The sequence below is a fragment of the Amycolatopsis sp. NPDC003731 genome (assembly GCF_053586895.1).
The window spans coordinates 1-20,163 of record NZ_JBSFNC010000053.1 but is presented as its reverse complement, the minus strand read 5'-3'; the positions used below and the strand labels follow the sequence as shown (position 1 = coordinate 20,163).

23 protein-coding genes and 1 riboswitch are annotated in these 20,163 nt (G+C 73.3%); of the genes, 14 read left to right on the top strand and 9 right to left on the bottom strand.

Annotated features, from left to right (window positions below; all coding sequences use genetic code 11):
* Nucleotides 1–66: 66 nt before the first annotated feature.
* Both ACWDN5_RS22725 and ACWDN5_RS22720 read left to right on the top strand, forming a co-directional pair.
* Complete coding sequence (locus ACWDN5_RS22725; RefSeq protein WP_310976991.1) at nucleotides 67–1,122, top strand: LacI family DNA-binding transcriptional regulator; 1,056 nt, start codon at nucleotides 67–69, stop codon at nucleotides 1,120–1,122.
* Entirely contained in the window at nucleotides 1,122–2,045 is a 924-nt protein-coding gene (locus tag ACWDN5_RS22720; RefSeq protein ID WP_449677692.1) for a glycosyl hydrolase family 32, read from the top strand. The genes ACWDN5_RS22725 and ACWDN5_RS22720 overlap by 1 nt, the downstream gene beginning before the upstream one ends.
* A gap of 33 nt (nucleotides 2,046–2,078) precedes the next feature.
* On the opposite strand, the gene ACWDN5_RS22715 is transcribed toward ACWDN5_RS22720, so the two are convergent.
* Nucleotides 2,079–2,612 carry a MauE/DoxX family redox-associated membrane protein gene (locus ACWDN5_RS22715; RefSeq protein ID WP_449677691.1) on the bottom strand — a complete coding sequence of 178 codons (534 nt, stop codon included), beginning with the start codon at nucleotides 2,610–2,612 and terminating at the stop codon, nucleotides 2,079–2,081.
* A gap of 133 nt (nucleotides 2,613–2,745) precedes the next feature.
* On the opposite strand from ACWDN5_RS22715, the gene ACWDN5_RS22710 reads away from it, so the two are divergent.
* From ACWDN5_RS22710 to ACWDN5_RS22690, 5 genes are read left to right on the top strand one after another with little or no spacing between them, the layout of a single operon-like run.
* The gene (locus tag ACWDN5_RS22710) at nucleotides 2,746–3,429 is read left to right on the top strand and encodes a hypothetical protein (protein ID WP_310976987.1); all 684 of its coding nucleotides are present in this window, start codon (nucleotides 2,746–2,748) and stop codon (nucleotides 3,427–3,429) included.
* The gene (locus ACWDN5_RS22705; protein WP_449677690.1) at nucleotides 3,426–3,941 is read left to right on the top strand and encodes a hypothetical protein; all 516 of its coding nucleotides are present in this window, start codon (nucleotides 3,426–3,428) and stop codon (nucleotides 3,939–3,941) included. Before ACWDN5_RS22710 ends, ACWDN5_RS22705 begins: the two co-directional genes overlap by 4 nt.
* Nucleotides 3,907–4,473: a hypothetical protein gene (locus ACWDN5_RS22700; protein ID WP_310976983.1), complete on the top strand. Its 567-nt coding sequence runs from the start codon at nucleotides 3,907–3,909 to the stop codon at nucleotides 4,471–4,473. Before ACWDN5_RS22705 ends, ACWDN5_RS22700 begins: the two co-directional genes overlap by 35 nt.
* Nucleotides 4,470–4,643 (top strand): hypothetical protein, encoded by a 174-nt coding sequence (locus ACWDN5_RS22695; RefSeq protein WP_449677689.1) that lies wholly within the window; start codon nucleotides 4,470–4,472, stop codon nucleotides 4,641–4,643. Before ACWDN5_RS22700 ends, ACWDN5_RS22695 begins: the two co-directional genes overlap by 4 nt.
* Before the next feature lie 18 nt (nucleotides 4,644–4,661).
* Nucleotides 4,662–5,225: a hypothetical protein gene (locus ACWDN5_RS22690; protein ID WP_449677688.1), complete on the top strand. Its 564-nt coding sequence runs from the start codon at nucleotides 4,662–4,664 to the stop codon at nucleotides 5,223–5,225.
* On the opposite strand, the gene ACWDN5_RS22685 is transcribed toward ACWDN5_RS22690, so the two are convergent.
* Nucleotides 5,200–8,472 (bottom strand): S8 family serine peptidase, encoded by a 3,273-nt coding sequence (locus ACWDN5_RS22685; RefSeq protein WP_449677687.1) that lies wholly within the window; start codon nucleotides 8,470–8,472, stop codon nucleotides 5,200–5,202. The two genes, ACWDN5_RS22690 and ACWDN5_RS22685, sit on opposite strands and share 26 nt — an antisense overlap.
* Nucleotides 8,473–8,662: 190 nt before the next feature.
* The gene (locus tag ACWDN5_RS22680) at nucleotides 8,663–9,574 is read right to left on the bottom strand and encodes a LacI family DNA-binding transcriptional regulator (protein ID WP_449677686.1); all 912 of its coding nucleotides are present in this window, start codon (nucleotides 9,572–9,574) and stop codon (nucleotides 8,663–8,665) included.
* A gap of 725 nt (nucleotides 9,575–10,299) precedes the next feature.
* Between ACWDN5_RS22680 and ACWDN5_RS22675 the strand changes: the two genes are divergently transcribed.
* Genes ACWDN5_RS22675 through ACWDN5_RS22665 form a run of 3 tightly spaced genes read left to right on the top strand, consistent with a single transcriptional unit; the run spans nucleotide 10,300 to nucleotide 11,176 of the window.
* Nucleotides 10,300–10,764, top strand: a complete 465-nt coding sequence (locus tag ACWDN5_RS22675) for a hypothetical protein (protein ID WP_449677685.1) — start codon at nucleotides 10,300–10,302, stop codon at nucleotides 10,762–10,764.
* Entirely contained in the window at nucleotides 10,722–11,036 is a 315-nt protein-coding gene (locus ACWDN5_RS22670; RefSeq protein ID WP_449677684.1) for a 4Fe-4S binding protein, read from the top strand. The genes ACWDN5_RS22675 and ACWDN5_RS22670 overlap by 43 nt, the downstream gene beginning before the upstream one ends.
* Nucleotides 11,037–11,041: 5 nt before the next feature.
* A complete protein-coding gene (locus ACWDN5_RS22665) occupies nucleotides 11,042–11,176 on the top strand; it encodes a hypothetical protein (protein WP_449677683.1) in 135 nt (44 codons plus the stop codon).
* Between the two features lie 6 nt (nucleotides 11,177–11,182).
* Here the strand turns inward: ACWDN5_RS22665 and ACWDN5_RS22660 are convergent, their stop codons facing one another.
* On the bottom strand, nucleotides 11,183–11,752 hold the full coding sequence (locus ACWDN5_RS22660) for a TetR/AcrR family transcriptional regulator (RefSeq protein WP_449677682.1): 570 nt from the start codon (nucleotides 11,750–11,752) through the stop codon (nucleotides 11,183–11,185).
* A gap of 73 nt (nucleotides 11,753–11,825) precedes the next feature.
* Nucleotides 11,826–12,047, top strand: a riboswitch (cobalamin riboswitch).
* 101 nt (nucleotides 12,048–12,148) lie between these two features.
* Here ACWDN5_RS22660 and metE point away from each other — a divergent pair.
* A complete protein-coding gene (gene metE / locus ACWDN5_RS22655) occupies nucleotides 12,149–14,377 on the top strand; it encodes a 5-methyltetrahydropteroyltriglutamate--homocysteine S-methyltransferase (RefSeq protein ID WP_449677681.1) in 2,229 nt (742 codons plus the stop codon).
* On the top strand, nucleotides 14,374–14,868 hold the full coding sequence (locus tag ACWDN5_RS22650; protein WP_310977423.1) for an acyl-CoA thioesterase: 495 nt from the start codon (nucleotides 14,374–14,376) through the stop codon (nucleotides 14,866–14,868). The genes metE and ACWDN5_RS22650 overlap by 4 nt, the downstream gene beginning before the upstream one ends.
* 40 nt (nucleotides 14,869–14,908) lie before the next feature.
* On the opposite strand, the gene ACWDN5_RS22645 is transcribed toward ACWDN5_RS22650, so the two are convergent.
* Nucleotides 14,909–15,547 carry a TetR/AcrR family transcriptional regulator gene (locus ACWDN5_RS22645; RefSeq protein ID WP_449677680.1) on the bottom strand — a complete coding sequence of 213 codons (639 nt, stop codon included), beginning with the start codon at nucleotides 15,545–15,547 and terminating at the stop codon, nucleotides 14,909–14,911.
* 77 nt (nucleotides 15,548–15,624) lie between these two features.
* Between ACWDN5_RS22645 and ACWDN5_RS22640 the strand changes: the two genes are divergently transcribed.
* Nucleotides 15,625–16,434, top strand: a complete 810-nt coding sequence (locus ACWDN5_RS22640) for an SDR family NAD(P)-dependent oxidoreductase (protein ID WP_310977421.1) — start codon at nucleotides 15,625–15,627, stop codon at nucleotides 16,432–16,434.
* 54 nt (nucleotides 16,435–16,488) lie between these two features.
* Here ACWDN5_RS22640 and ACWDN5_RS22635 read toward each other — a convergent pair whose 3' ends face one another.
* Both ACWDN5_RS22635 and ACWDN5_RS22630 read right to left on the bottom strand, forming a co-directional pair.
* Nucleotides 16,489–16,923 carry an OsmC family peroxiredoxin gene (locus ACWDN5_RS22635; protein WP_310977420.1) on the bottom strand — a complete coding sequence of 145 codons (435 nt, stop codon included), beginning with the start codon at nucleotides 16,921–16,923 and terminating at the stop codon, nucleotides 16,489–16,491.
* A gap of 9 nt (nucleotides 16,924–16,932) precedes the next feature.
* Nucleotides 16,933–17,376: a MarR family winged helix-turn-helix transcriptional regulator gene (locus ACWDN5_RS22630; RefSeq protein ID WP_449677679.1), complete on the bottom strand. Its 444-nt coding sequence runs from the start codon at nucleotides 17,374–17,376 to the stop codon at nucleotides 16,933–16,935.
* Nucleotides 17,377–17,449: 73 nt separating this feature from the next.
* Between ACWDN5_RS22630 and ACWDN5_RS22625 the strand changes: the two genes are divergently transcribed.
* Nucleotides 17,450–17,956 (top strand): DinB family protein, encoded by a 507-nt coding sequence (locus tag ACWDN5_RS22625; RefSeq protein ID WP_449677678.1) that lies wholly within the window; start codon nucleotides 17,450–17,452, stop codon nucleotides 17,954–17,956.
* Here ACWDN5_RS22625 and ACWDN5_RS22620 read toward each other — a convergent pair.
* Entirely contained in the window at nucleotides 17,943–18,704 is a 762-nt protein-coding gene (locus ACWDN5_RS22620) for a DUF1295 domain-containing protein (protein WP_449677677.1), read from the bottom strand. The two genes, ACWDN5_RS22625 and ACWDN5_RS22620, sit on opposite strands and share 14 nt — an antisense overlap.
* 2 nt (nucleotides 18,705–18,706) lie before the next feature.
* Nucleotides 18,707–19,969 carry a class I SAM-dependent methyltransferase gene (locus ACWDN5_RS22615; protein WP_449677676.1) on the bottom strand — a complete coding sequence of 421 codons (1,263 nt, stop codon included), beginning with the start codon at nucleotides 19,967–19,969 and terminating at the stop codon, nucleotides 18,707–18,709.
* Nucleotides 19,970–20,163: the final 194 nt, after the last annotated feature.

The window sequence follows — 20,163 nt, the reverse complement described above, 5'->3', positions numbered from 1 at the left end:
GTTAGCATCGGTAGTCTCGGCGATCGGACGAGCCGGTGTCAAGACGGGGAAAGCGGGGGTGCGACGGTGAGCCCACGACGGGTCACGCTGGCCGACGTCGCCAAGGCGGCGGGGGTCTCGCGCAGCACCGCGTCCCTGGTGCTTTCGGGCCGGGGAGCGGAACTGCGCATTTCCGGCGAGGTCCAGGAGCGGCTCAAGGCGATCGCGGAAGAACTCGGCTACCGGCCGAACATCGTCTCCGCCGGCCTGCGCACCGGGCGCACGCTGACCATCGGGTTCGTCTCCGACACGGTCGCCACCTCCCGGCTGGCGGGCGACATGATCAAGGGTGCGATCGAGGCCGCCCGCGATCGGGGCGTCCTGCTGTTCATCGGTGAGTCCGAAGGGGACAGCAAGCTCGAACACGCGCTGCTGCAAGGCATGCACGACCGCCAGGTCGACGGAATCGTCTTCGCCTCGATGTACACCCGGCGCGTCTCGGTTCCCGAGAGCCTGCTGGGGACGTCGGCGGTCCTGCTCAACGCCGTGCCGAAGACGCCTTCGCCGTTGCCCGTGGTGGTGCCGGACGAGGTCGAGGCCGGCCGCGCGGCCGCGCGGGTGCTGCTGGAAGCCGGGCACCGGGACGGCATCCACCTGATCGGCGCCGGGCCGGGGCTCCGGAACGTGCCGCGGGGCAGTGTCGCGGCGGTGGAACGGCTCGTCGGCATCCGCGAGGTCTTCGCCGGGGCCGGCGTCGAGCTCGCGGGCGGCACCAGGACCGCCGACTGGCTGCCCGAGTACGGCTTCGACGCGACCCGGGACCTGCTCGCCCGCACGAAGCCGCGGGCCCTGATCTGCCTCAACGACCGGCTCGCCTTCGGGGCCTACCAGGCACTGGCCGAGGCGTCGCTGAGCGTTCCGGACGACGTCTCGGTGGTCTCGTTCGACGACCACCCGCTCGCCTCGTGGATGCGGCCCAAGCTCACCACCGTCGCCCTGCCGTTCTACGACCTCGGCCGCACCGCGGTCGACGCGCTCTTCGCCGAGATCAACGGCGAAACCGCCGGGGAGAAACCGGTCCACCGCATCCCGATGCCGCTGCGCACCCGGGCTTCGGTCGCCCGGCCGCCGGAGGTGCGCTGATGCTGCGCCTGCCCGACCACTGGGTGTGGGACAGCTGGTACACCACGGACGACGACGGCCGCCACCACGTCTTCTTCCTGCGCGCCTCGCGGGCGCTGCTCGATCCCGAGCGGCGCCACCGGCGGGCGTCGATCGGGCACGCCGTTTCCCGCGACCTGCGCCACTGGGAGCTGGTCGCCGACGCCCTGGTCCCCGCCGACGGACCGGCGTGGGACGACCTCGCGACCTGGACCGGGTCCGTCGTCCGCGGCCCGGACCGGCGCTGGTACCTGTTCTACACCGGCGTCGGCGACGACGGCGATCACGCGGTGCAGCGGATCGGCCTCGCCGTGTCCGACGACCTCGGCACGTGGCACCGATCCGGGGTGAAGCCGCTCGTCGAACCCGACCCGACCTGGTACGCCCACGGCGACCGCGCGGACTGGGCCGGCGAAGCCTGGCGGGACCCGTGGGTCTTCCCGTCTCCGGACGGGGACGGCTGGCACATGCTCGTCACCGCCCACGCGAAGGACGGCGACCCGCTCGAGCGCGGGGTGATCGGCCACGCCTTCTCGGCCGACCTGCTGAACTGGGAGGTCGGGCCGCCGCTGACCCGGCGCGGCGGCTTCGGGCACCTCGAGGTCCCCCAGGTCGCGGTCGTCGACGGGCAGCCGCTGCTGCTCTTCTGCAGCAACCTCGGTCCCCGGGCCGCCGCGGACCAGGTGTGGGCGGTGCCCGGGCCCGCGGTGACCGGTCCGTGGGACCTGTCCCTCGCCCGGCCCGTGCCGTGTCCCGGGCTGTACGCGCCCCGCCTGGTCCGCGACGCCGGGAACCGGTGGAATCTCCTCGGGTTCGTGGCCGAGCGGGACGGCGGGTTCGCCGGGGAACTGTCCGATCCCTTCGCCGTCCGCTACACCGCCGCCGAAGGGCTTCACCTGCTCTGACCGGCAGTGATTTTCCGGCGAATAAGCACCGATTCACAAACCGTCGAGGAATCGCTTCAAAGGCGGTCCGCCGCCTCGGCGCCACGCCGGAATGAGGTGGTTCGCCATCGCGAGGACCACGCCGGCGGCCGCGCACGCCCAGCGGTCCGGGGCCGGTCCGGGCACTCCGAAGACCGCGCACCCGGCGCTGCCCACGGCGAGCACGGCCGCTCGGGCCACCACCGCCCACGACACCCGTTCCGCGCCGAAACACCCGCACGGAACGCCGGGCCGGCGCGTCCGCAACACCGCCGTGTAACCGGCAAAAGCGCAGTACAGCGCGGCTTGCGCGGTGGCGGGCCAGACCGTGACCGCCGGGGCGGCGAGCAGGACCGCGAGCATCGCCGCGCCCACGAGGATCTCCGCACCCGCGGCCGGCGCGGCCACCGCGGGCGGCAGCAGGCGGTGGCCGCGCAGCACCGCGCGATGCTGGCGGTGGCGCACGGCGTGGGAGCCGCCGGCGGCGGTCAGGAGAATCGCGCCGAGTGCCGTCAGGGCCGTCATTCCCGCGGACCAGAAGGAGTGCATGGACCCACGGTAATAGTGGACAAAAATACCCTCCCCGTTCGGAGCAATTCGGGATCTGCTGGAAAATGATCGTGGCGACCGCGGAATCCGTCGGCTAGTCTCACCGGGTGCGATTCCGGGAATCGGAGGTCTCATGGGGGCACAACGGTTGCGATTGGTGGCGCCGGGCGGCGACCGGGTGACCGTGGGGCTGCCCGGGGCGGCCCCCGTTTCCCACGTCGTGGCCGGTGTCCGGTTCGTCGGCGGGTCGTACGGCACCGGCTTCCAGATCGGCCCGCGCGGCTACCACGACTTCGCGTGCACGTACGTCGCCCCGGCCGAAACCCGCGAGCGCCTGGTCGTGCACGGCCGGGAAGTGGTCGTCGCCGAAGCCCGCGACGGGCAGTCGTCCGTGGCCACCCTGCTCGGCGCCTACCACGAGCTGATGACCGTGTACGCCGGCCCGGCACCCCGCCGCGACCGCGTGCTGGCCCTGTTCGGCTCACTGCGGATCGAAGACCACGTCGACGGCATGACCGTCGTCCCCCGCGCGGAAACGCTGCTGGACCCGGCGAACGAGCACTTCGTGGTGGTGGTGCGGGACCACGGTTCGCTGTCGATCCCGGCGCCGCGCCAGGCCGCGGCCCTGCTGCCCCGGCACGCGGGTGCGCGCACCAAACACGGCGAGGTCTGGAAGTCCGGGCACGCCAAGGGTTCCTTCGTCCTCGGCTGCCCGGCGGGCGTGGCCGAAGTGCACCTCGCGGACACGCCGGCGAAGACCGAACGGGACCGGCTCGACTGGCTCGACGGCATCGACATCGCCTGGGACCGGCGATGACGCCGTCGACCGCGTTCGCCGTCCTCACCTGGGCGGCGATCATCCTGCTGTTCTTCGGCCTGGCCGCCGTCCTGCGCGAAGTCCGGCTGCTGCGCGGGACGATCACCCGCAGCACGGACGGCTTCGTCGCGGCGCCACCGGACCTGGTGCTGGGCCCGCGGTTCGCGGGCCGGGTCGTGGCCGCGGTCGATTCGGGCTGCCCGCTGTGCCTCACCGTGGTCGAGCGGCTGGCGGCGCTCGGGGCGCAGGCGACCCTGCTGACCCACGAACCTGCGACCACCTGGGCGGAGCTCGCCCACGGCCTGCCGGTGGTCCGCGACGCCGAAGCGTGGCGTTCGGTTTCCCACCTCTCGCCGCCGGTGCTGATGCTGCTCGACGACACCGGTCGCGCCCGCCGGGTGCTGCTCCCGGTCCGGGCTTCCGAAGTGGACACCACACTGGCCGGCTGGGCCGGTCCGACGTCAGGAGGTGAAGCCGGTGACGCTGGAGTCGGCGCACATTCCCGATCTTGACCACCCCGGCCCGGACGCCGTGGCCACCCGCGCGGGGCGGAAGCTGAAGGTCCGCGGCACGCGCCGGACGTTCCTGCGCGCGGTGGCGCTCGGCGCGCTGACGATCGGCGCGACCGCGCTCGACTGGTCGGGTCTGTCCCGCGTCCGGAAGGCGAACGCCGAGTTCAGCCCGTACGGCATGCCGGGCTTCGACCGCAACGACTGCCGGGACGCCTATCCCACCGGCTACGCCGAGCTGACCGACACCAGCGGCACGTACGTCAACACCTACGCCGCCTGCTTCGGCGGGTTCTGGCGGGGGAGCACCTACTGCGAAGCGGGCTGGCACAAGTACGGCACCTGGAACGAGGGCGGCCTCCAGGTCGACCACCAGCCCGTGGCCAACACGTGCGGCCAGTTCGTCGGCAAGAACGCGTGGCGGTGGACGACGCCGGACCAGAAGGTCTACCGCTGCTCCGACGGCTTCTCCACCTTCTGGGGCGGCGGGTACACCGGCCAGACGTACCTGACGATCTGCCGCGCGGCCCTGTGACGGACGGGACCGCCCGGCGCCGGTGGCACCCGCTGACCCTCGCCGCCGGGCTGGTGCTCGCCGCGGCCGTGGCGACGATCGCGCTCCTGTTCGCGCCGGGCCGGCTGCTGCCGGGGGCGTGGCTCGTCCTGTGCGCGGCCGCCGGGTTCGCCACCAGCGGCTCCAGTTGAAGCCGGAACTCGGCCTTCGTGCTGAGCTCGCCGGTCTGGCGAGGCACTCCGACACTGGCGTTCTGCGCCGGGCTCGTCTGCGGCGGCGTCCTGACCGCGCTCGTCTCGCTCGTGGCCGGTTCCCTGCTGCGCGCCCCGCTTCCCGCGGCCGCCTGCTGGGCCGTGGTGGCCGTGGTGCTGGGTGCGGTGCTGCTGCGGGAAACCGGGGTGTGGTCGTTCCGGCTGCCGGAGAACCGGCGGCTGGTGCCGGACACGGTGTTCCGGCTCGGCCGCCACCTCGGCCCGCTGCAGTTCGGGTTCGAAATGGGCACCGGCGCGCGCACCTACCTGCCCAGCGGCCTGCCGTACGTGGCCGCGATCGCCGTCGCCCTCGCGGCTTCGCTGCCCGCGGCGCTGGCCGCGGGTGTCGGGTTCGGGCTGGGCCGCGCGCTGATGACGACGGCGAACCTGCGCTACGACGGCGAAAGCGGCTGGGACGGCGAATGGCGCGCCCACGGCCGGGCCCTGAAAGCCCTGACCGGGGCCGCCTTCGTCGTCCCGCTCGCCGCCGTCGCGGTCACGGTGCTGTCTGGTACGCCCTGAGCACGGTCTGGGTGACCGCGTTGCCGTCGGTGTCCCGGGCGGTGATCCGCAGCGACACGAACCCCGCGGCCGCTGGATTGCGCACCACCGCGAGGCCACCGTTGCCGATGCGGGCCGTGGGCACGGGTGTCCACTTCGCACCGTCGTCAACGGACGTTTCGACGCGCAGGTCCGCCAGCCGGAGCTCGCCCGCACCCGGCTGCCGCTGCGCGGTCAGGGCGAGCACGAACGGCTTCCCGGCCGGGGCCCGGCTCTGCTCGTCGACCGCGCCCTCGGCCCGGACCACCAGGAGCGGCAACGGTTTCGCGGGCGCCGCCAGGCCGGGCTCGCGGAACGTCCACAGCACGTCCGCCGCGGTCCCCACCACCGACCACGGCACGCTGCGCGTGGCCACCGACCGCAGCGTGTACGTGCCCGCGTCGTCCGGGATGGCCAGGGCCCCGATCGCCGGGCTCGGCGCGGTGGCCAGCGTGACGCCGTCGCGCGACAGCGTCGCCGTGCCGGTGAGGCCTCCGGGTGGCGAGGTGTACTGCTCCGGATCGCTGCCCGACACCAGCGGGATCGCGTACACCAGCTGGTTCCCGGCGCGGAGCACACCCCAGCCGTCCTGCGGCGCGCCGAAAGCGGGCCCGACCGGCGCGCGGTTCCAGCCGGCGCGCTGCGGCCCGGCCCGGTAGGTCCGGTAGGAGTAGTTGCTTTCCGCGTCGGTCAGCGGATCCGGGTACACCGCCAGGAGGTGCTGCCAGGTCACCCCGGTCGTGTAGTACTCGGTGCGCCGGCTCGGCAGGGCCTGGGCGGCGACCTGGTACGTCCCGCTGTCGGCGCCCGGGAAACCGAACGTGACGTCGTCGAGGCGCAGGCTGTCCGCCGGTTTCCCCTGCGTGTGGTACCGCGCGTCGACCACCGCGAGGTCCCGGTCGCGCACCCGGAAGACCGGGTCCGCCGGCACGCGGCCGCGTTCGAGCAGCGCCAGCTGGTAGACGTAGTCGCCGTCCGGGCGGGCGGCCAGCGTCGCCCGGAAGTACAGCGCGTAGGTGTGGTCGGTGACCTCGCGGCCCGAGCCCACCGCGTACAGCTCGGTGCCCGGCTGGATGATCCAGGCGAGCGTGTTCGTCCGGGTCCCGCCCGGGTTCCCGGACACCAGGCCCAGTTCGCCGCCCTGGAGCCGCGCGTCCGCGCGGTCGACCACCGCGCGCAGCGGTTGGCCCGCACGGGCGTCCAAGGTGAGGGAAACCGGGCCGGTCACCGGCTGACCGGGCCGCGACAGCAGCGTCACCGCGGCCGGCCGGGTCTGGCCGGTCGGGTCTCCGGACACGTCGAGCGCGTTGAGGTCGTAGCGTCCCTTGGGCACCCGCACCACGGCCGTGCCGTCGGCGCCGAACGGCCGCACGCCGAACGCGGCTCCGGTCGCGGTGTCGACGAGGGTGGCGACCCCCGCGGTGAACCGCCCGTCCCGGCCGATCAGCCGCACCGACACGTCGTAGCTTTCGGCTTCCAGGAAGGCGCCGAGCGCGGTCTGCACGGTGATCCCGGGCGCCGTCGCGGTCAGCCGGTCGCCGTGCGGCCCGGCCGCGGCCCCGCCGGCCTGCAGGGTGACGCCGGCGTCGGCATCGCCGTGGGCGGGCACCACCACGGCCGCGGCCGTGGGCGTGAACAAGGGCGAGGTGGTGGCGAGCGCCAGGGTGACGGGCGCGTCGCCGTCGTTGTGGTAGGTCACGGTTTTCGTGACGGGCCGGGTGCGCGGCCAGGCGACGAAGCCGTAACCGAGGCTGCCGGTGGTGGCGGTGACCTGCTGGGTGACCGCGCGGGCGGCGTCGACCCGGCCGGCGCCCTGCTCGGCGACGGCGCCGGTGGGCTTGGCCGTGCTGGTCAGCGTCGTCTTGAGCCGGCCGGCGAGCCAGTCCGGGTGCCGCTGGAGCAGCAGGGCCGCCGCACCGGCGACGTGCGGTGCCGCCATCGACGTCCCGGAGAGCCGCGCGTAGTCGTCGTCGACCGGCGCGGTGTCGCCGTCGCGCGTCCCCGCGACCCGCGCCGAGACGATGCCCTCGCCGGGCGCGGCGATGTCGGGCTTGACCGCGTGGTCGCCGAGCCGCGCGCCCCGGTTCGAGAACGCGCTGGTGGTGTCCTGGGCCGACACGCTGCCGACCGCCAGCGCCGCGTCGGCCGCGGCGGGCGCGACGACCGGGCCGGGTTCGGGCAGGTCGAGCGAGCGGTCGTTGCCGGCCGGGGCGACGAACAACGTGCCGTAGCGGCCGGTCAGCGCGTTCACCGCCTGGGACACCGGATCCGTGCCGTCGGTCGCGTCGCCGCCGAGGCTCAGGTTGACCACGCGGACCTTCGGTGCGATCCACTCCATGCCCGCGATCACCGCGGATTCCGGGCAGCCGTGGGCGACGCAGACCTTGCCGCTGACCAGCCGGGCGTCCGGCGCCACCCCGCGGTAGCGGCCACCGGAAGCGGCCCCGGTGCCGGCGATGATGCCGGCGACGTGCGTGCCGTGCCCGAGGTCGTCGCCCGCGTCCGGCCGGGTTCCGGTGAAGTCCCGGGCCTCCACGACTTTCCCGGCGAGATCCGGGTGATCGGCCTGGACGCCGGTGTCGAGCACGCCGACGGTGACCCCGCGGCCCGTGTAGCCCGCCTGCCAGGCGGCCGGGCCGCCGATCTGCGGCACGCTGACGTCGAGGGCCGGGGTGGCCAGGCCGTCCAGCCACACCTTGCCGACCCCGGGCCGCAGCGCGGACCCGGCGGTGAGCCAGGACCAGAACTCCGTGCCGCGCCGCCGGTCCTGGCGCAGCGCCGCGCCGCGCACGCTCGGCAGGTCGCGGACGGCCGTCGTGGCGGGCGGGGCGGCTGCGGGGGAGCTGGCGGAATAGGTGACGATCAGGGGGAGGCTGCCTTCGGAGTCGGCGAGGTGCTGCCGCAGCAGCCCGGAAACGTCGAACAGCCGGGAATCGAGCTTGCCGGACGCCACCAGCGCCAGCGCGTCCGACGGCACCACGGTGATGTCGCCGGCCTGCGTTTCGCGGAAGAAACCGATCCGCTCGCGGCCCGGGCCCGGTTCGACCGTGACCGTGCTTTCCCCGCGGGAATTCGGGAGCAGTCGCACCCGGTCGCCGGTGATCAGCGTGACCGATTGGCCCGAATCGCTTGCTGCCACGGGGGAGGCGGCCGGTTCCGCCGCCGCCGGAACGGGCAGCGACCACCCCGCCACCACGACGGCCGCCAGCGCCAGCTGTCTTCGATGCATGTCAGGCCCCTCCGGCTGAGATCGCTTCCCCCGGATTTCGTCTCGGCAAATGCGAGCGGGAAAAACAGCCGCGCGGTCGCCGCGGTCACGTTAACACCGGCCCGGGCCGTCCGGGCAATACGTCATTTCCGTGAACCAACCGCCGACAATTGATCACCGGAATACCGACAGTGGCAAAATACGCGGGGCGCTATTCGGCCCGTCCGGTTGCCGGCAGGCGCGGCGGCGCGGTGCTGGCGCGGACCGTCAGCTCCGGGGCGAGCAGCCGGATTCCGGGGGCGGTGCCGTCGTCGAGCTGCCCGAGGACCGTTTCGACGGCCAGCGCGCCGATCTCCCGCGCCGGGATGGCCAGGCAGGTCAGCTCGAGCAGGCTGTGCGCGGTGAGGCTGTCCGGGCAGACCGCGACCAGCGAGACGTCCTCGGGGACCCGCAGCCCGCGGTGGTGCAGGGCCGCCAGCACCGCCGGCAGCGCCGTTTCGTTGTGCACCACCAGACCGGTGACGCCGGGGTGGCGGGCGAACAGCGCGTCCAGGCCGCGCAGCGTCCGCCAGTGGGTGTCGCCCCAGGCCAGCGTCGTCGAGCGGATGCCCCGGCGATCCGCTTCCGCGGTGAAGCCCTGCGCGAGCCGGGTGGCGGCACTGCTGCCGCGCCGGTAGGTCGCGGGGGTCGAGCCGATCAGGGCGACGTGCTCGTGCCCGAGGCCGGCGAGGTGCCCGAGGCAGAGCGCGCCCGCCGCGGCGAAGTCGAGGTCGAGGCAGCCGAGCCCGCGCGGCCGGTCCGGCACGCCGATCAGCACCGCCGGCCGGCCCAGCCCGAGCAGCACCGGCACCCGCGCGTCCGCGGCTTCGACGTCCATCACGACGACCCCGTCGGCGACCGCCGAGGACACCGCCCGGCGCAGCGCGGCCGGGCCGTCTTCGGCGGTGAGCAGCAGCAGGGCGTGGTCCCGGGCCCCGGCCGCGGCGATCGCGGCGGCCACGAACTCCCGCACGACGACGTCGTGGGCGCCGGCGCGCAGCGGCACGACCAAGGCCAGGACGTTCGTGCGGGGGCCGGCGGTGAGCCGGGCCCCGGCGTGCCGGTGGTGACCGCGCTTGCGCATGGCGTTCTCGACTGCCCCCCAGGAGACGGCGACCCGTCACTCTTCGTCGAACCGCATCGACGATATTTGAACGTAGAGTACTCATCGGGGATGTGCAAGCAGCCCGGCGAGCACATCGGGCCGGTCCGGGGCGACGAAGTGGCCCGCTCCCGGCACCTCCGTGAACCCGGCGTGGGGCAGCAGCAGATCCCGGTTGGCCCGCCGATCCGACGGCCGGGACCAGTCGTGCTCGCCGTAGCCGAACCGGACGGGCGCTTCGACTTCGGCGTAACGCGAGCGGGCCGCGATGAGGCTCGGCAGGTTCCGGTGGATCCCGCGGCAGGGCGCTCTTGTCGCCGAGGCCGCCGCGCAGGATCCGGCGCAGCGCGGCTTTCGGCTCCACCCCGGCGACCACCGGGCCCACGCCGGGGGCGAGGACGCCGGTGACCACCGCACGGGCAAGCAGGCCGGACCGCGCGATGCCGCCGCGGAAGTCGTAGGCGTTCACCGCGACGACGCGCCGGACCCGGTCCGGCAGCTCGGCGGCCCAGCAGCGTCAAGTCATGGAGGTCGAGTTCGGTGCGGAGCCGTTCCACGCCGGCGCGCAACGCCGGTTCGGCGGAAGTGCTCGGCCTGACAGGAAACCGATCGGTTTCGATCTCGTAAACCGATCGGTTTCCCATCGCAAGACGCGGTGCTGCGGTGGTGAAACCGATCGGTTTACCGAGTCCGCTCCGGGAGGTCCGATGACGCACGACCCGGCGCTGCCGGCGAAACTGGCTGCGCACCCGTCGGTGCGGGCGGTGCTGTCCCGGCGCCCCGCGGACCCGCCGCCGGTGCTCGACGCGGCCCGGCTGCGCGAGCTGTGCCTGGCGGCCGGCGCGGACGACGTCGCGGTGAGTCTGGACCACCCCGATCTGGCCGGCGAGCGCGAGTACGTGCTGGGCGCGCTGCCGGGCACCCGGACCCTGATCGCGATGGCGTTCCGGATGAACCGCGACAACTGCCGCTCCCCGGCTCGCAGCGTGGCCGACCAGGAGTTCCACCAGACCGGCGAGCAGGCCAACCACACCGCGCGCAGCGTGGTCCAGGCGCGCACCGGGCGATCAACCCGTCGGTCGGCTTCCCGCAGGAGATGGACCGCTTCGGCACGGACCGGATCTGGGTGGTGGCGCACAAGACGGTCGCGGTCGCGGCCGGGCTCGGGGTGATGGGCCTGCACCGCAACGTCATCCACCCGAAGTTCGGCAGTTTCGTCCTGCTGGCCACCGTGCTGGTGGACGCGGAGGTGAGCGAGTACGGGCAGGCGCTGGACTACAACCCCTGCATCGACTGCAAGCTGTGCGTCACCGCGTGCCCGGTCGGTGCCATCGCCAAGGACGGCGCGTTCGACGGCCTGGCCTGCACCACGCACAACTACCGCGAGTTCATGAGCGGGTTCACGTCCTCGGCCCGTACCTGGAGGACCGCAAGGGCTTCCTGAAGACCGTGCTGCGGCCGCTGCTGGACAAGCGGGAGACGCTGTACGTGCTCCCGGATTCCCGCGCGCAGGAGTATGCGCGGCGGCGGTTCCCGCACAAGCCGGTCAAGGAGGTCACCGGCGGCTGGGCGCCGCCGGAGTGACGCGGGTCAGCGCACTCCGGCGGCGTCGAGCAGGGTGGTCACGGTCGGGACGACGAGCCCCTTCAGGTCGTCGACGCCGATCCCGGCCCGCGCGCTGGCACCGTCGAAGACGACGAGGAGCTGCCGGGCCAGCAGGTCCGGGTCGGCGGCCCCGCCCTGCTCGGCCTCCCGGCGGAAGAAGCTCAGCAGGTTCCGCTTGATCCGCCGCGCCACCCGGCTGGCGGGGTGGCGCGGGTCCTTGAGCTCGATCTGCGCGGCCAGGTACCGGCAGCCGTGGAACCCGGGGGTCCGCGCCTGCGCTTCCAGCTGCGCGAAGACGTGCATGATCCGGTCGCGGGGCCCGCGGTCGTCGTCGGCCGGCGGGAGCAGGCCGGCCACGAAGGCGGCCGCGCCGTCCTTCAGGCTGGCGGCGAGGAGTTCGTCCTTGCTTTCGAACAGCTGGTAGAGGGATCGCTTCGACACGCCCGCGGCCTTGCACAGCGCCTCGACCCCGATGCCGACCCCGTCCCGGTAGGTGAGCGTGGCCGCGGCTTCGAGCAGCCGTTCCCGGGAGGTGGGTTTCGCGTCGGGGGTCATGTCGTGAGGTTAGCCCGGTTCGCGCGGGGATGACACCGATCGGTTTACCCGCGACACCGTGATCGGGAAGCGCTAGGCTCCAGCTGCCACTGGTTCGCCCGGGCGCGGTGACGCGCGCGGGCGAGGCAACAGGGAACCCGGTGCGAATCCGGGACTGCCCCGCAGCGGTATGTGGGAACGAAAGCCGTCACCACGCGAGTGGTCAAGCACTGGGCCTCGGCCCGGGAAGCGACGGCCGGTAGACCTGAGCTCGGCGCCCACGAGTCCGAAGACCTGCCCGTGGTACGCGCGCCGACGGCGTGCGTGAGTCCGGGCCTCGCGGGATGGGCACGACCGAAACGCGGCTCTTCGCGCGCGCTCGGACTCTCCGGAGAGCGAGCTCGCGAGGAGAGAGCTGTGACCGACATCGGCACCACCGTGCTGGGCTACCCCCGGATCGGCCCGGACCGGGAACTCAAGCGCGCCCTGGAACGCTACTGGGCGCACGACATCGACCGGGCCACCCTGCTGGAAACCGGCCGTGAACTGCGGGAACGGACCTGGCGCGCCTTGGCGGCGGCCGGGCTGGACTCGATCCCGTCCAACACGTTCTCGCACTACGACCACGTGCTCGACACCGCCGAGCTGTTCGGCGCGCTGCCCGGGCGGTTCACCGGGCTCGGCCTGGCGCCGCTGGACACCTCGTTCGCCGCCGCGCGCGGGGTCCAGGACGCGCCGGCGCTGGAGATGACCAAGTGGTTCGACACGAACTACCACTACCTCGTCCCGGAACTGGGCCCCGACACCGCGTTCACCGCGGCCGGGACCAAGCCGCTCGACGAGTACCTCGAGGCCCGGGCGCTCGGCCTCGAAACCCGGCCGGTGCTGGTCGGGCCGGTCACCTTCCTGCTGCTGGCCAAGTCCACGACCGAGGGCTTCCGGCCGCTCGACCTGCTCGACACCCTGCTGCCCCGGTACGCCGACCTGCTGCGCCGGTTGCACGAGGCGGGCGCCGGATGGGTGCAGCTCGACGAACCCGCCTTCGCCGCGGACCGGACCGAGGCCGAGCTGAACGCCCTGATCCGCGCTTACCACCGGCTCGGCAAGGAGACCGGCCGGCCGAAGATCCTGGTCACCGGCTCCTACGGCCGGCTCGGGCGCGCGCTCGGCGTGCTGGCCCGCGCGCCGATCGAGGCGCTCGCCGTCGACCTGGTCAGCGATGAGTCCGTTGTGGACGCCGTCGCCGCCGAACCGGCGTTGCGGGACAAGGAGGTCCTGGCCGGGGTCGTCGACGGCCGGAACGTCTGGCGGACCGACGCGGACCGTGCGCTCGCCCGGGCCGCCACGCTGCTCGGCGTGGCGAAGTCGGTCAGCGTGACGACGTCGTGCTCGCTGCTGCACGTGCCCTACGACGTCGAGCGCGAGCACGGGCTGCCGCCGCGGCTCAAGGGCCGGCTCGCCTTCGCCCGGCAGAAGGTCGACGAGCTCGTGCTGCTCGGCCGGGCGCTGCGCGGCGAAGAGGTCGATCTCGCTCCGGCGCGCCAAGCGGTCGCGGACCGTGCGACGGCGGGTGGCGGCCCCGGGACGCCGGACACCACCGCCCGGCCGCCGTACGCCGAGCGCGCGCAAGCCCAGCAGGCCGTACTCGGGCTGCCGCCGCTGCCGACCACGACGATCGGGTCGTTCCCGCAGACCACCGAGGTCCGTAAGGCCCGCGCCGCGCACAAGGCGGGCACGCTCGACGACGCCGCGTACGAGGCCGCGATGCGCGCCGAGATCGAGCGCGTGGTGCGGCTGCAGGAGGACCTCGGGCTCGACGTGCTGGTGCACGGCGAACCCGAGCGCAACGACATGGTGCAGTACTTCGCGGAGCAGCTGGCCGGGTTCGCCACGACCGCGCACGGCTGGGTGCAGTCCTACGGCTCGCGCTGCGTCCGCCCGCCGATCCTCCACGGCGACGTCTCGCGGCCGGCGCCGATGACGGTGCCTTGGACCCGCTACGCCCAGAGCCTGACGGCCAAGCCGGTCAAGGGCATGCTGACCGGCCCGGTGACGATCCTCGCGTGGTCGTTCGTCCGCGACGACCAGCCCCTGGCCGACACCGCCCGGCAGGTGGCGCTCGCCGTCCGCGACGAGGTCCGCGACCTCGAAGCGGCGGGCATCCGGATCGTCCAGGTCGACGAACCGGCGCTGCGCGAGCTGCTGCCGCTGCGCCGGTCCGGGCACGAGGACTACCTGCGCTGGGCCGTGGCGGCGTTCCGGCTGGCGACCTCGGGGGCCGGCGCGGCCACCCAGATCCACACCCACCTGTGCTACTCCGAGTTCGGCGAGGTGCTGTCCGCGATCGACGCCCTCGACGCCGACGTCACCAGCATCGAAGCGGCCCGCTCCAGGATGGAGGTGGTTGCGGGCCTCACCGGGTTCGGCCGCGGGGTCGGGCCGGGCGTGTACGACATCCACTCCCCGCGCGTCCCGGACGCGGGGGAGATCGGCAGCCTGCTGCGGACCGCGCTCGCCGCGGTGCCTCCGGACCGGTTGTGGGTCAACCCGGACTGCGGGCTGAAGACCCGCGGCTACGGCGAGGTCGCCCCGGCGCTCGGGAACCTGGTCGCGGCCGTGCGCGAGGTCCGGGCGGGGCTCGCGTGAGGGGCAAGCCGGCGTCGGCGTCGCGGCTGACGCTGTCGCAGATCATGGACGACCACGACACGAACCTCATGGGCACCGTGCACGGCGGGGTGCTGATGAAGCTGGCCGACTCGCTGGCCGGGGTCGTCTCGGCCCGGCATTCGGAAGGCGCGTCGGTGACCGCGTCGGTCGACGAGATGGTGTTCCGCGTGCCGGTCCGCGTCGGGGACGTGCTGCACCTGCACGCCCAGGTCAACTGGGCCGGCTCGACGTCGATGGAGATCGGCGTGCGCGCCACGGCCGACCGCTGGGACCGCTCGGTGCCCCCGGTGCACGTGGCTTCGGCCTACCTGGTGCTGGTCGCGGTCGACGAGGACGGCCGGCCGAGGCCGGTGCCACCGGTGCTGCCGGAGACGGACGAGGACCGCCGCCGGTACGCCGAAGCGGGGATCCGCCGGACCCACCGGCTCGCCCGGCGCGCGGCGATCACCGCGTCGCGCACGGTCGCCTGAGCAGGCCGGTGTGCGGGGCGGGCAGTCCCGCACACCGGCTTCACGCCGAAGTGGCGCGGAGGCCTGCCTCGGCGAAGGCGAGCACCTCGTCGACCAGGCCGGCCAGCTCGGTCGCCGTCGCCCGCGCCCGGCCCTCGCGGGTCACGTAGATCTCCCGGAGGCCGGCGACCACGGTCACGGCGGTGAGCCGGGGGAGCAGGGCGTCGGCCGGGAGGCCGAGGTCGTCGCCGAGACCCGCGGCGATCGGGAGTTCGAGGTCGCGGTAGCCGGCCCGGGCGCGGCCGCGGAGGTCGTCGTCGGCCAGGAGGAGGTCGGCGCGCAGGGCGCGGCGCTGCCAGATGTGCGCGGGGTCCACACCGGACTCGCGGTCGCGTTCGTCGAGCTCGCGCATGGTCGCGTGCATCCAGTCGCGGACCGCCTCGAGGGTGCTCTGCGGCTTGCGGTCGCGCAGGTGCGCCTGGAGGGACTCCGGGGTGAAGGGGTCGTCGGCGAACAGCAGGTCGTCCTTGGCCGGGAAGTGCAGCGTGACCGTGCGGGTCGCGACGTCGGCGCGCGCGGCGATCTGCGCGATCGTCGTCTCGCGGTAGCCCTGGCTCGCGAAGAGGTCCAGGGCCGCGTCCTGGATCCGGGCCCGGGTCTGGGCCTTCTTGCGCTCACGGCGGCCGTCACTCGCGATCATGCCCGCTACCTTAGCATCGAACGCATTAATGCAGCCCATGCTACTATTAGCTTGCGATGTAGAAACGGAGGCAGGTCATGACGAAGAACTGGTTGATCACCGGGACGTCCAAGGGTTTCGGCCGCGAGTGGACCGAAGCGGCCCTCGCCCGCGGCGACCGGGTCGCGGCCACCGCGCGGGACGTCGAAAGCCTGCGCCCGCTGGCCGACCGGTACGGCGACGCCCTGCTGCCGCTGCGGCTGGACGTCACCGACCGTGCGGCCGCCGTCGACGCGGTCGAGCGGGCGGCGGCGGCGTTCGGATCGCTGGACGTGCTGGTCAACAACGCCGGCTACGGGCACTTCGGGATGGTCGAGGAACTGACCGAGGAGGAGGTCCGGGCGGAGCTCGAGACGAACTTCTTCGGCACGCTCTGGCTGACCCAGGCGGCCCTGCCGATCATGCGCCGGCAGGGGCGGGGCCGGATCGTCCAGGTCACCAGCGAAGGCGGGATCCGGGCGTTCCCGGGCATCGGCGCCTACCACGCGTCGAAGTGGGCCGTGGAAGGCCTTTCGGAGTCGTTGAGGCAGGAGGTCGCGGCGTTCGGGATCGACGTGATCTGCCTGGAGCCGGGCCCGTACCGCACGGACTTCGGCGGGGGCAGCGTCCGGCAGAGCGAACCGGACCCGGCCTACGACGCGGTCCGCGAAGCGACCCGGATCGAGTGGGACCTCGGCGACCCGCGGGCGACCCGCGAGCCGATGCTGGAGCTGGCGGACACGGAAAACCCGCCGCACCGGATGTTCTTCGGCAAGTCGTTCGCGGCGGTGGAGGCCGAGTACCGGGACCGGCTGGAGGGGTGGCGCAAGTGGGAACCCCTCGCGCTGGCCGCGTTCGGCCGGGGCTGAGCGTGCGCGAACGGCCCCTCGCCCGGACCGGGCGAGGGGCCGTTCACCGGGGGATCAGGCGAGTGCCGCGTCCATGGTGATCGTGGTGCCGGCGAGGGCCTTCGACACCGGGCAGGTCTTCTCGGCCGTCTCGGCGTACTCCGCGAACTGCTCCGCCGTCACGCCCGGGATCGACGCCCGCAGGGTGATCGCGATGCCGCTGATCTCGAAGCCGCCGCCCTTCGCCGGGCCGAGGGTGACCTCCGCGCTCACGTCGATCGAGTCCGCCGTGAGCTTCTGGGCCTCCAGGACGCCCGAGAGGTTCATCGCCAGGCAGGACGAGTGCGCCGCCGCGATGAGCTCCTCGGGGCTCGTCTGGCCGTCCGGGTTGCCGGCGCGGGTCGGGAACGAGACCGCGAACGTGCCGGCGTTGGACGAGTCCAGCGTGACCTCGCCCTTCCCGCTGTTCAGTCCGCCGACCCAGTGGGTGGTGGCGTCACGGCTGGGCATAAAGCCTCCTCAGTGCTCGGGTGCGTACGCGGCGGCCGACGCCGTCAGCCGCCGCAGGGTCTTGATCAGTGCCCGCCGCTCGTCGTCCTCGAGGCCCAGTGCGCAGCCGATCGCCGAGGGGACACCGGCGGCGCGCGTCCGCACCGCCCGGCCCTGGTCGGTCAGGCTGACCACCACCGTGCGTTCGTCCGCGGGCAGCCGTGTCCGCGTCACCAGCCCGTTGGCCTCGAGCCGCTTGAGCAGCGGCGAAAGCGTGCCGTAGTCCAGGTGCAGCGCCTCGCCGATCTCCTTGACCGGCCGGGCGTCGGACTCCCACAGCACCAGCAGCACGAGGTACTGCGGGTAGGTGAGATCCAGCTCGCCGAGCAGCGGCCGGTACGCGTCGGTCACGGCTCGCGATGCCGCGTACAGCGCGAAACAGGCCTGCTCGTCGAGGCGGAATTCGTCTGGCACGTCCGTAAACCTAGCCCACGATTACATCGTGTGCAAGGTAATCTTGTCGGACCCCTCTGGCAGAGTCCCGTCCATGACCGAACGACCGAAGCGCCCCGAGGCGCCGCTCACCGGCGGCGAACGCGAAGTCCTCACCGGCCTGCTCGACCACCACCGCGCCACGGTCGCCTGGAAGGCCGGCGGTCTCACCGAAGCGCAGTCCCGCCAGGTGCACCTGCCCAGCGAGCTGATGACCGTCGCCGGGCTCGTCGCCCACCTCACGCTCAACGAGTGGTTCTGGTTCGGCGTGGTCGTCGACGGCGAAGAGGACACCTGGGAGGAGAAGCTCGAGCAGGATCCGGACGCGGAGTTCCGGATCCCGCCCGGGGTGCCGGTGGAGCAGCTCCTCGCGGACTACGAGAAGCAGTGCGCCCGCAGCCGCGAGATCGTCGCGAAGCACGGGCTCGACGACGAAGTGACGCACAAGGCCGAGACCTTCAACGTCCGCTGGGTCGTCGCGCACATGATCGAGGAGACCGCGCGGCACGTCGGGCACCTCGACGTGCTGCGCGAGCTCACCGACGGCCTCACCGGGGAGTGACCTTCTTCGGCGGCAACGGGAAGAAGCCGCTGGTCCGCTCGACGTAGTGCGCGTACGCCGGGCGCGTGCGGGCCATGCCCTTTTCCAGCAACGGTTTCCCCGTCCCGCGGGCCAGGGTGAAGGTCATCGCGACGGGGGAAAGGATGGTTGCCGCGCCCGGCCACGTCGAACACGCCAGGAGGTAGAGGCCCCACCACACGCACGCGTCACCGAAGTAGTTCGGGTGCCGCGTGTAGCGCCACAACCCGGTGTCCAGCACGCGGCCGCGGTTGGCCGGGTCGGCCTTGAAGCGGCGCAGCTGGTCGTCGCCGATCGTCTCGAACGCGAAGCCGATCAGCCAGACCACGATCCCGAGCCAGCCGAGCACGCCGATCCCGGTGCCGTCCACCGCGAACTGGACCGGCAGCGACACGAAGTACAGCACCACGGCCTGGAACAGGTACACGCGCACGAACATCTTCGCCGGCCCGTGCCCCATCCGCGCGTACCGCGGGTCCTCCGGCAGCTTGTGGTTGCGCAGGTGCAGGTGCACCGAAAGCCGCACCCCCCAGACGACGGTCAGGAGCACCACCACGAGCCGCAGCGAGAGCGGGCCGTCGCCGAACGGGAAGGCGGCGATCGCGACGAGCGCGAAGCCGAGCCCCCAGAACGTGTCGATCGTGTCGTAGCGCTTGCGCGCCCGCGCGATCCCGAAGGTCACCGCCACCGCCACGAGGGTGACGGCGGCCGTGACGAGCAGCTGCGGCATCGTCACCACTCCCGTGTCGCCGGCAGGCCGCTGCGGCCGTGCTCGTCGGGCCGCACGGCCAGGATCTGGTCCACGCCCATCCGGTTCTCCTCGAACGCCAGCGCCCCGCCCACCAGGTACAGCCGCCAGACCCGCGCGCCCGTCTCGCCGATGAGCGCGACGACGTCGGCCCAGTTCTCCTCCAGGGTGGCGGCCCAGGCCCGGACCGTCCAGACGTAGTGCTCGCGCAGCGCGTGCACGTCCCGCACCTCGAGGCCCGCGGTCTCCAGGTGGTCGATGGTCCGCCCGACCGGCCGCATGGTCATGTCCGGCGCGATGTAGCGCTCGATGAACGCGCCGCCGCCGGGGGCGACGTTCCCGCGCGACATCTGCTGCAGCAGCACGCGCCCGCCCGGCTTCACCATGCGGTGCAGCGTCGCCGCGTACGCGGGGTAGTTGACCTCGCCGACGTGCTCGCCCATCTCGATCGACGCGACCGCGTCGAACGGCCCGTCCGGCAGCTCCCGGTAGTCCTGCCGGCGCACCTCGACGCGGTCTTCCAGGTCGTGCTGGGCGAGCCGGCCGCGGATGTGCTGCAGCTGCTCGGCCGAGAGCGTGATGCCGACGGCCTCGACGCCGTGGTGCTTGGCCGCGTGGACGAGCAGCGAGCCCCAGCCGCAGCCGACGTCCAGCAGCCGCATGCCCGGCCGCAGCCCCAGCTTGCGGCAGATCAGCTCCAGCTTGTCGTGCTGCGCCTGTTCGAGACTCTGCGATCCGGAGGTGAAGTACGCGCACGAGTACGCCATCGACTCGTCCATCAGCAGCTGGTAGAAGGCGTTGCTCAGGTCGTAGTGGTGGGCGATGGCGGAGCGGTCGCGCAACAGGCTGTGCAGCTTCCCGGACAGCCGCGCCTCCTCGGCGGGCGGTTTCGGCGGCAGCCCGGCGACGCCGAGCCGTGCGGCCAGCTTGACGGCGTCGGCCCACTCGCGCGGCCCGAGCTTGGCCCGGTTGAGCTCGCCCGAGCGGGTCAGGGCCCAGATCCGGCGGAAGCCGTCGGCGAGATCGCCTTCGACGTCGAGGTCGCCGGTGACGTAGGCGCGGGCGAGCCCCAGCTCGCTGGGCGCGTAGAGCAGGCGGCGCAGGGCACGCCGGTTCCGGAGCACGACCGTCGGGGCGTCCTCCGGGCCGGCGCGCGTGCCGTCCCAGGTCCGCAGGCCCACGGGGAGCGGGCCGCCGAGGAGTTTCGCGGCGAACGAGGCTAGCTGGTGCGCGGTGGTGTGCGGCATAGCCGGGATTCGCGCTGCCCGCCCCGGTGGATTGGTCGGTTCCGGCTGCTTTGCGGCTGCCGCCGGTGTCGCGAATGACTCATTCGGGACGTCGGAGGTTGGCTTCGGGCTCGCTCAAGGCGTTCAGTACCAACGGTGTCACGAACGGCCACTCGGCCGCGGTCAACGCGTTCAGCGTGGCGGCGGCCCCGGCG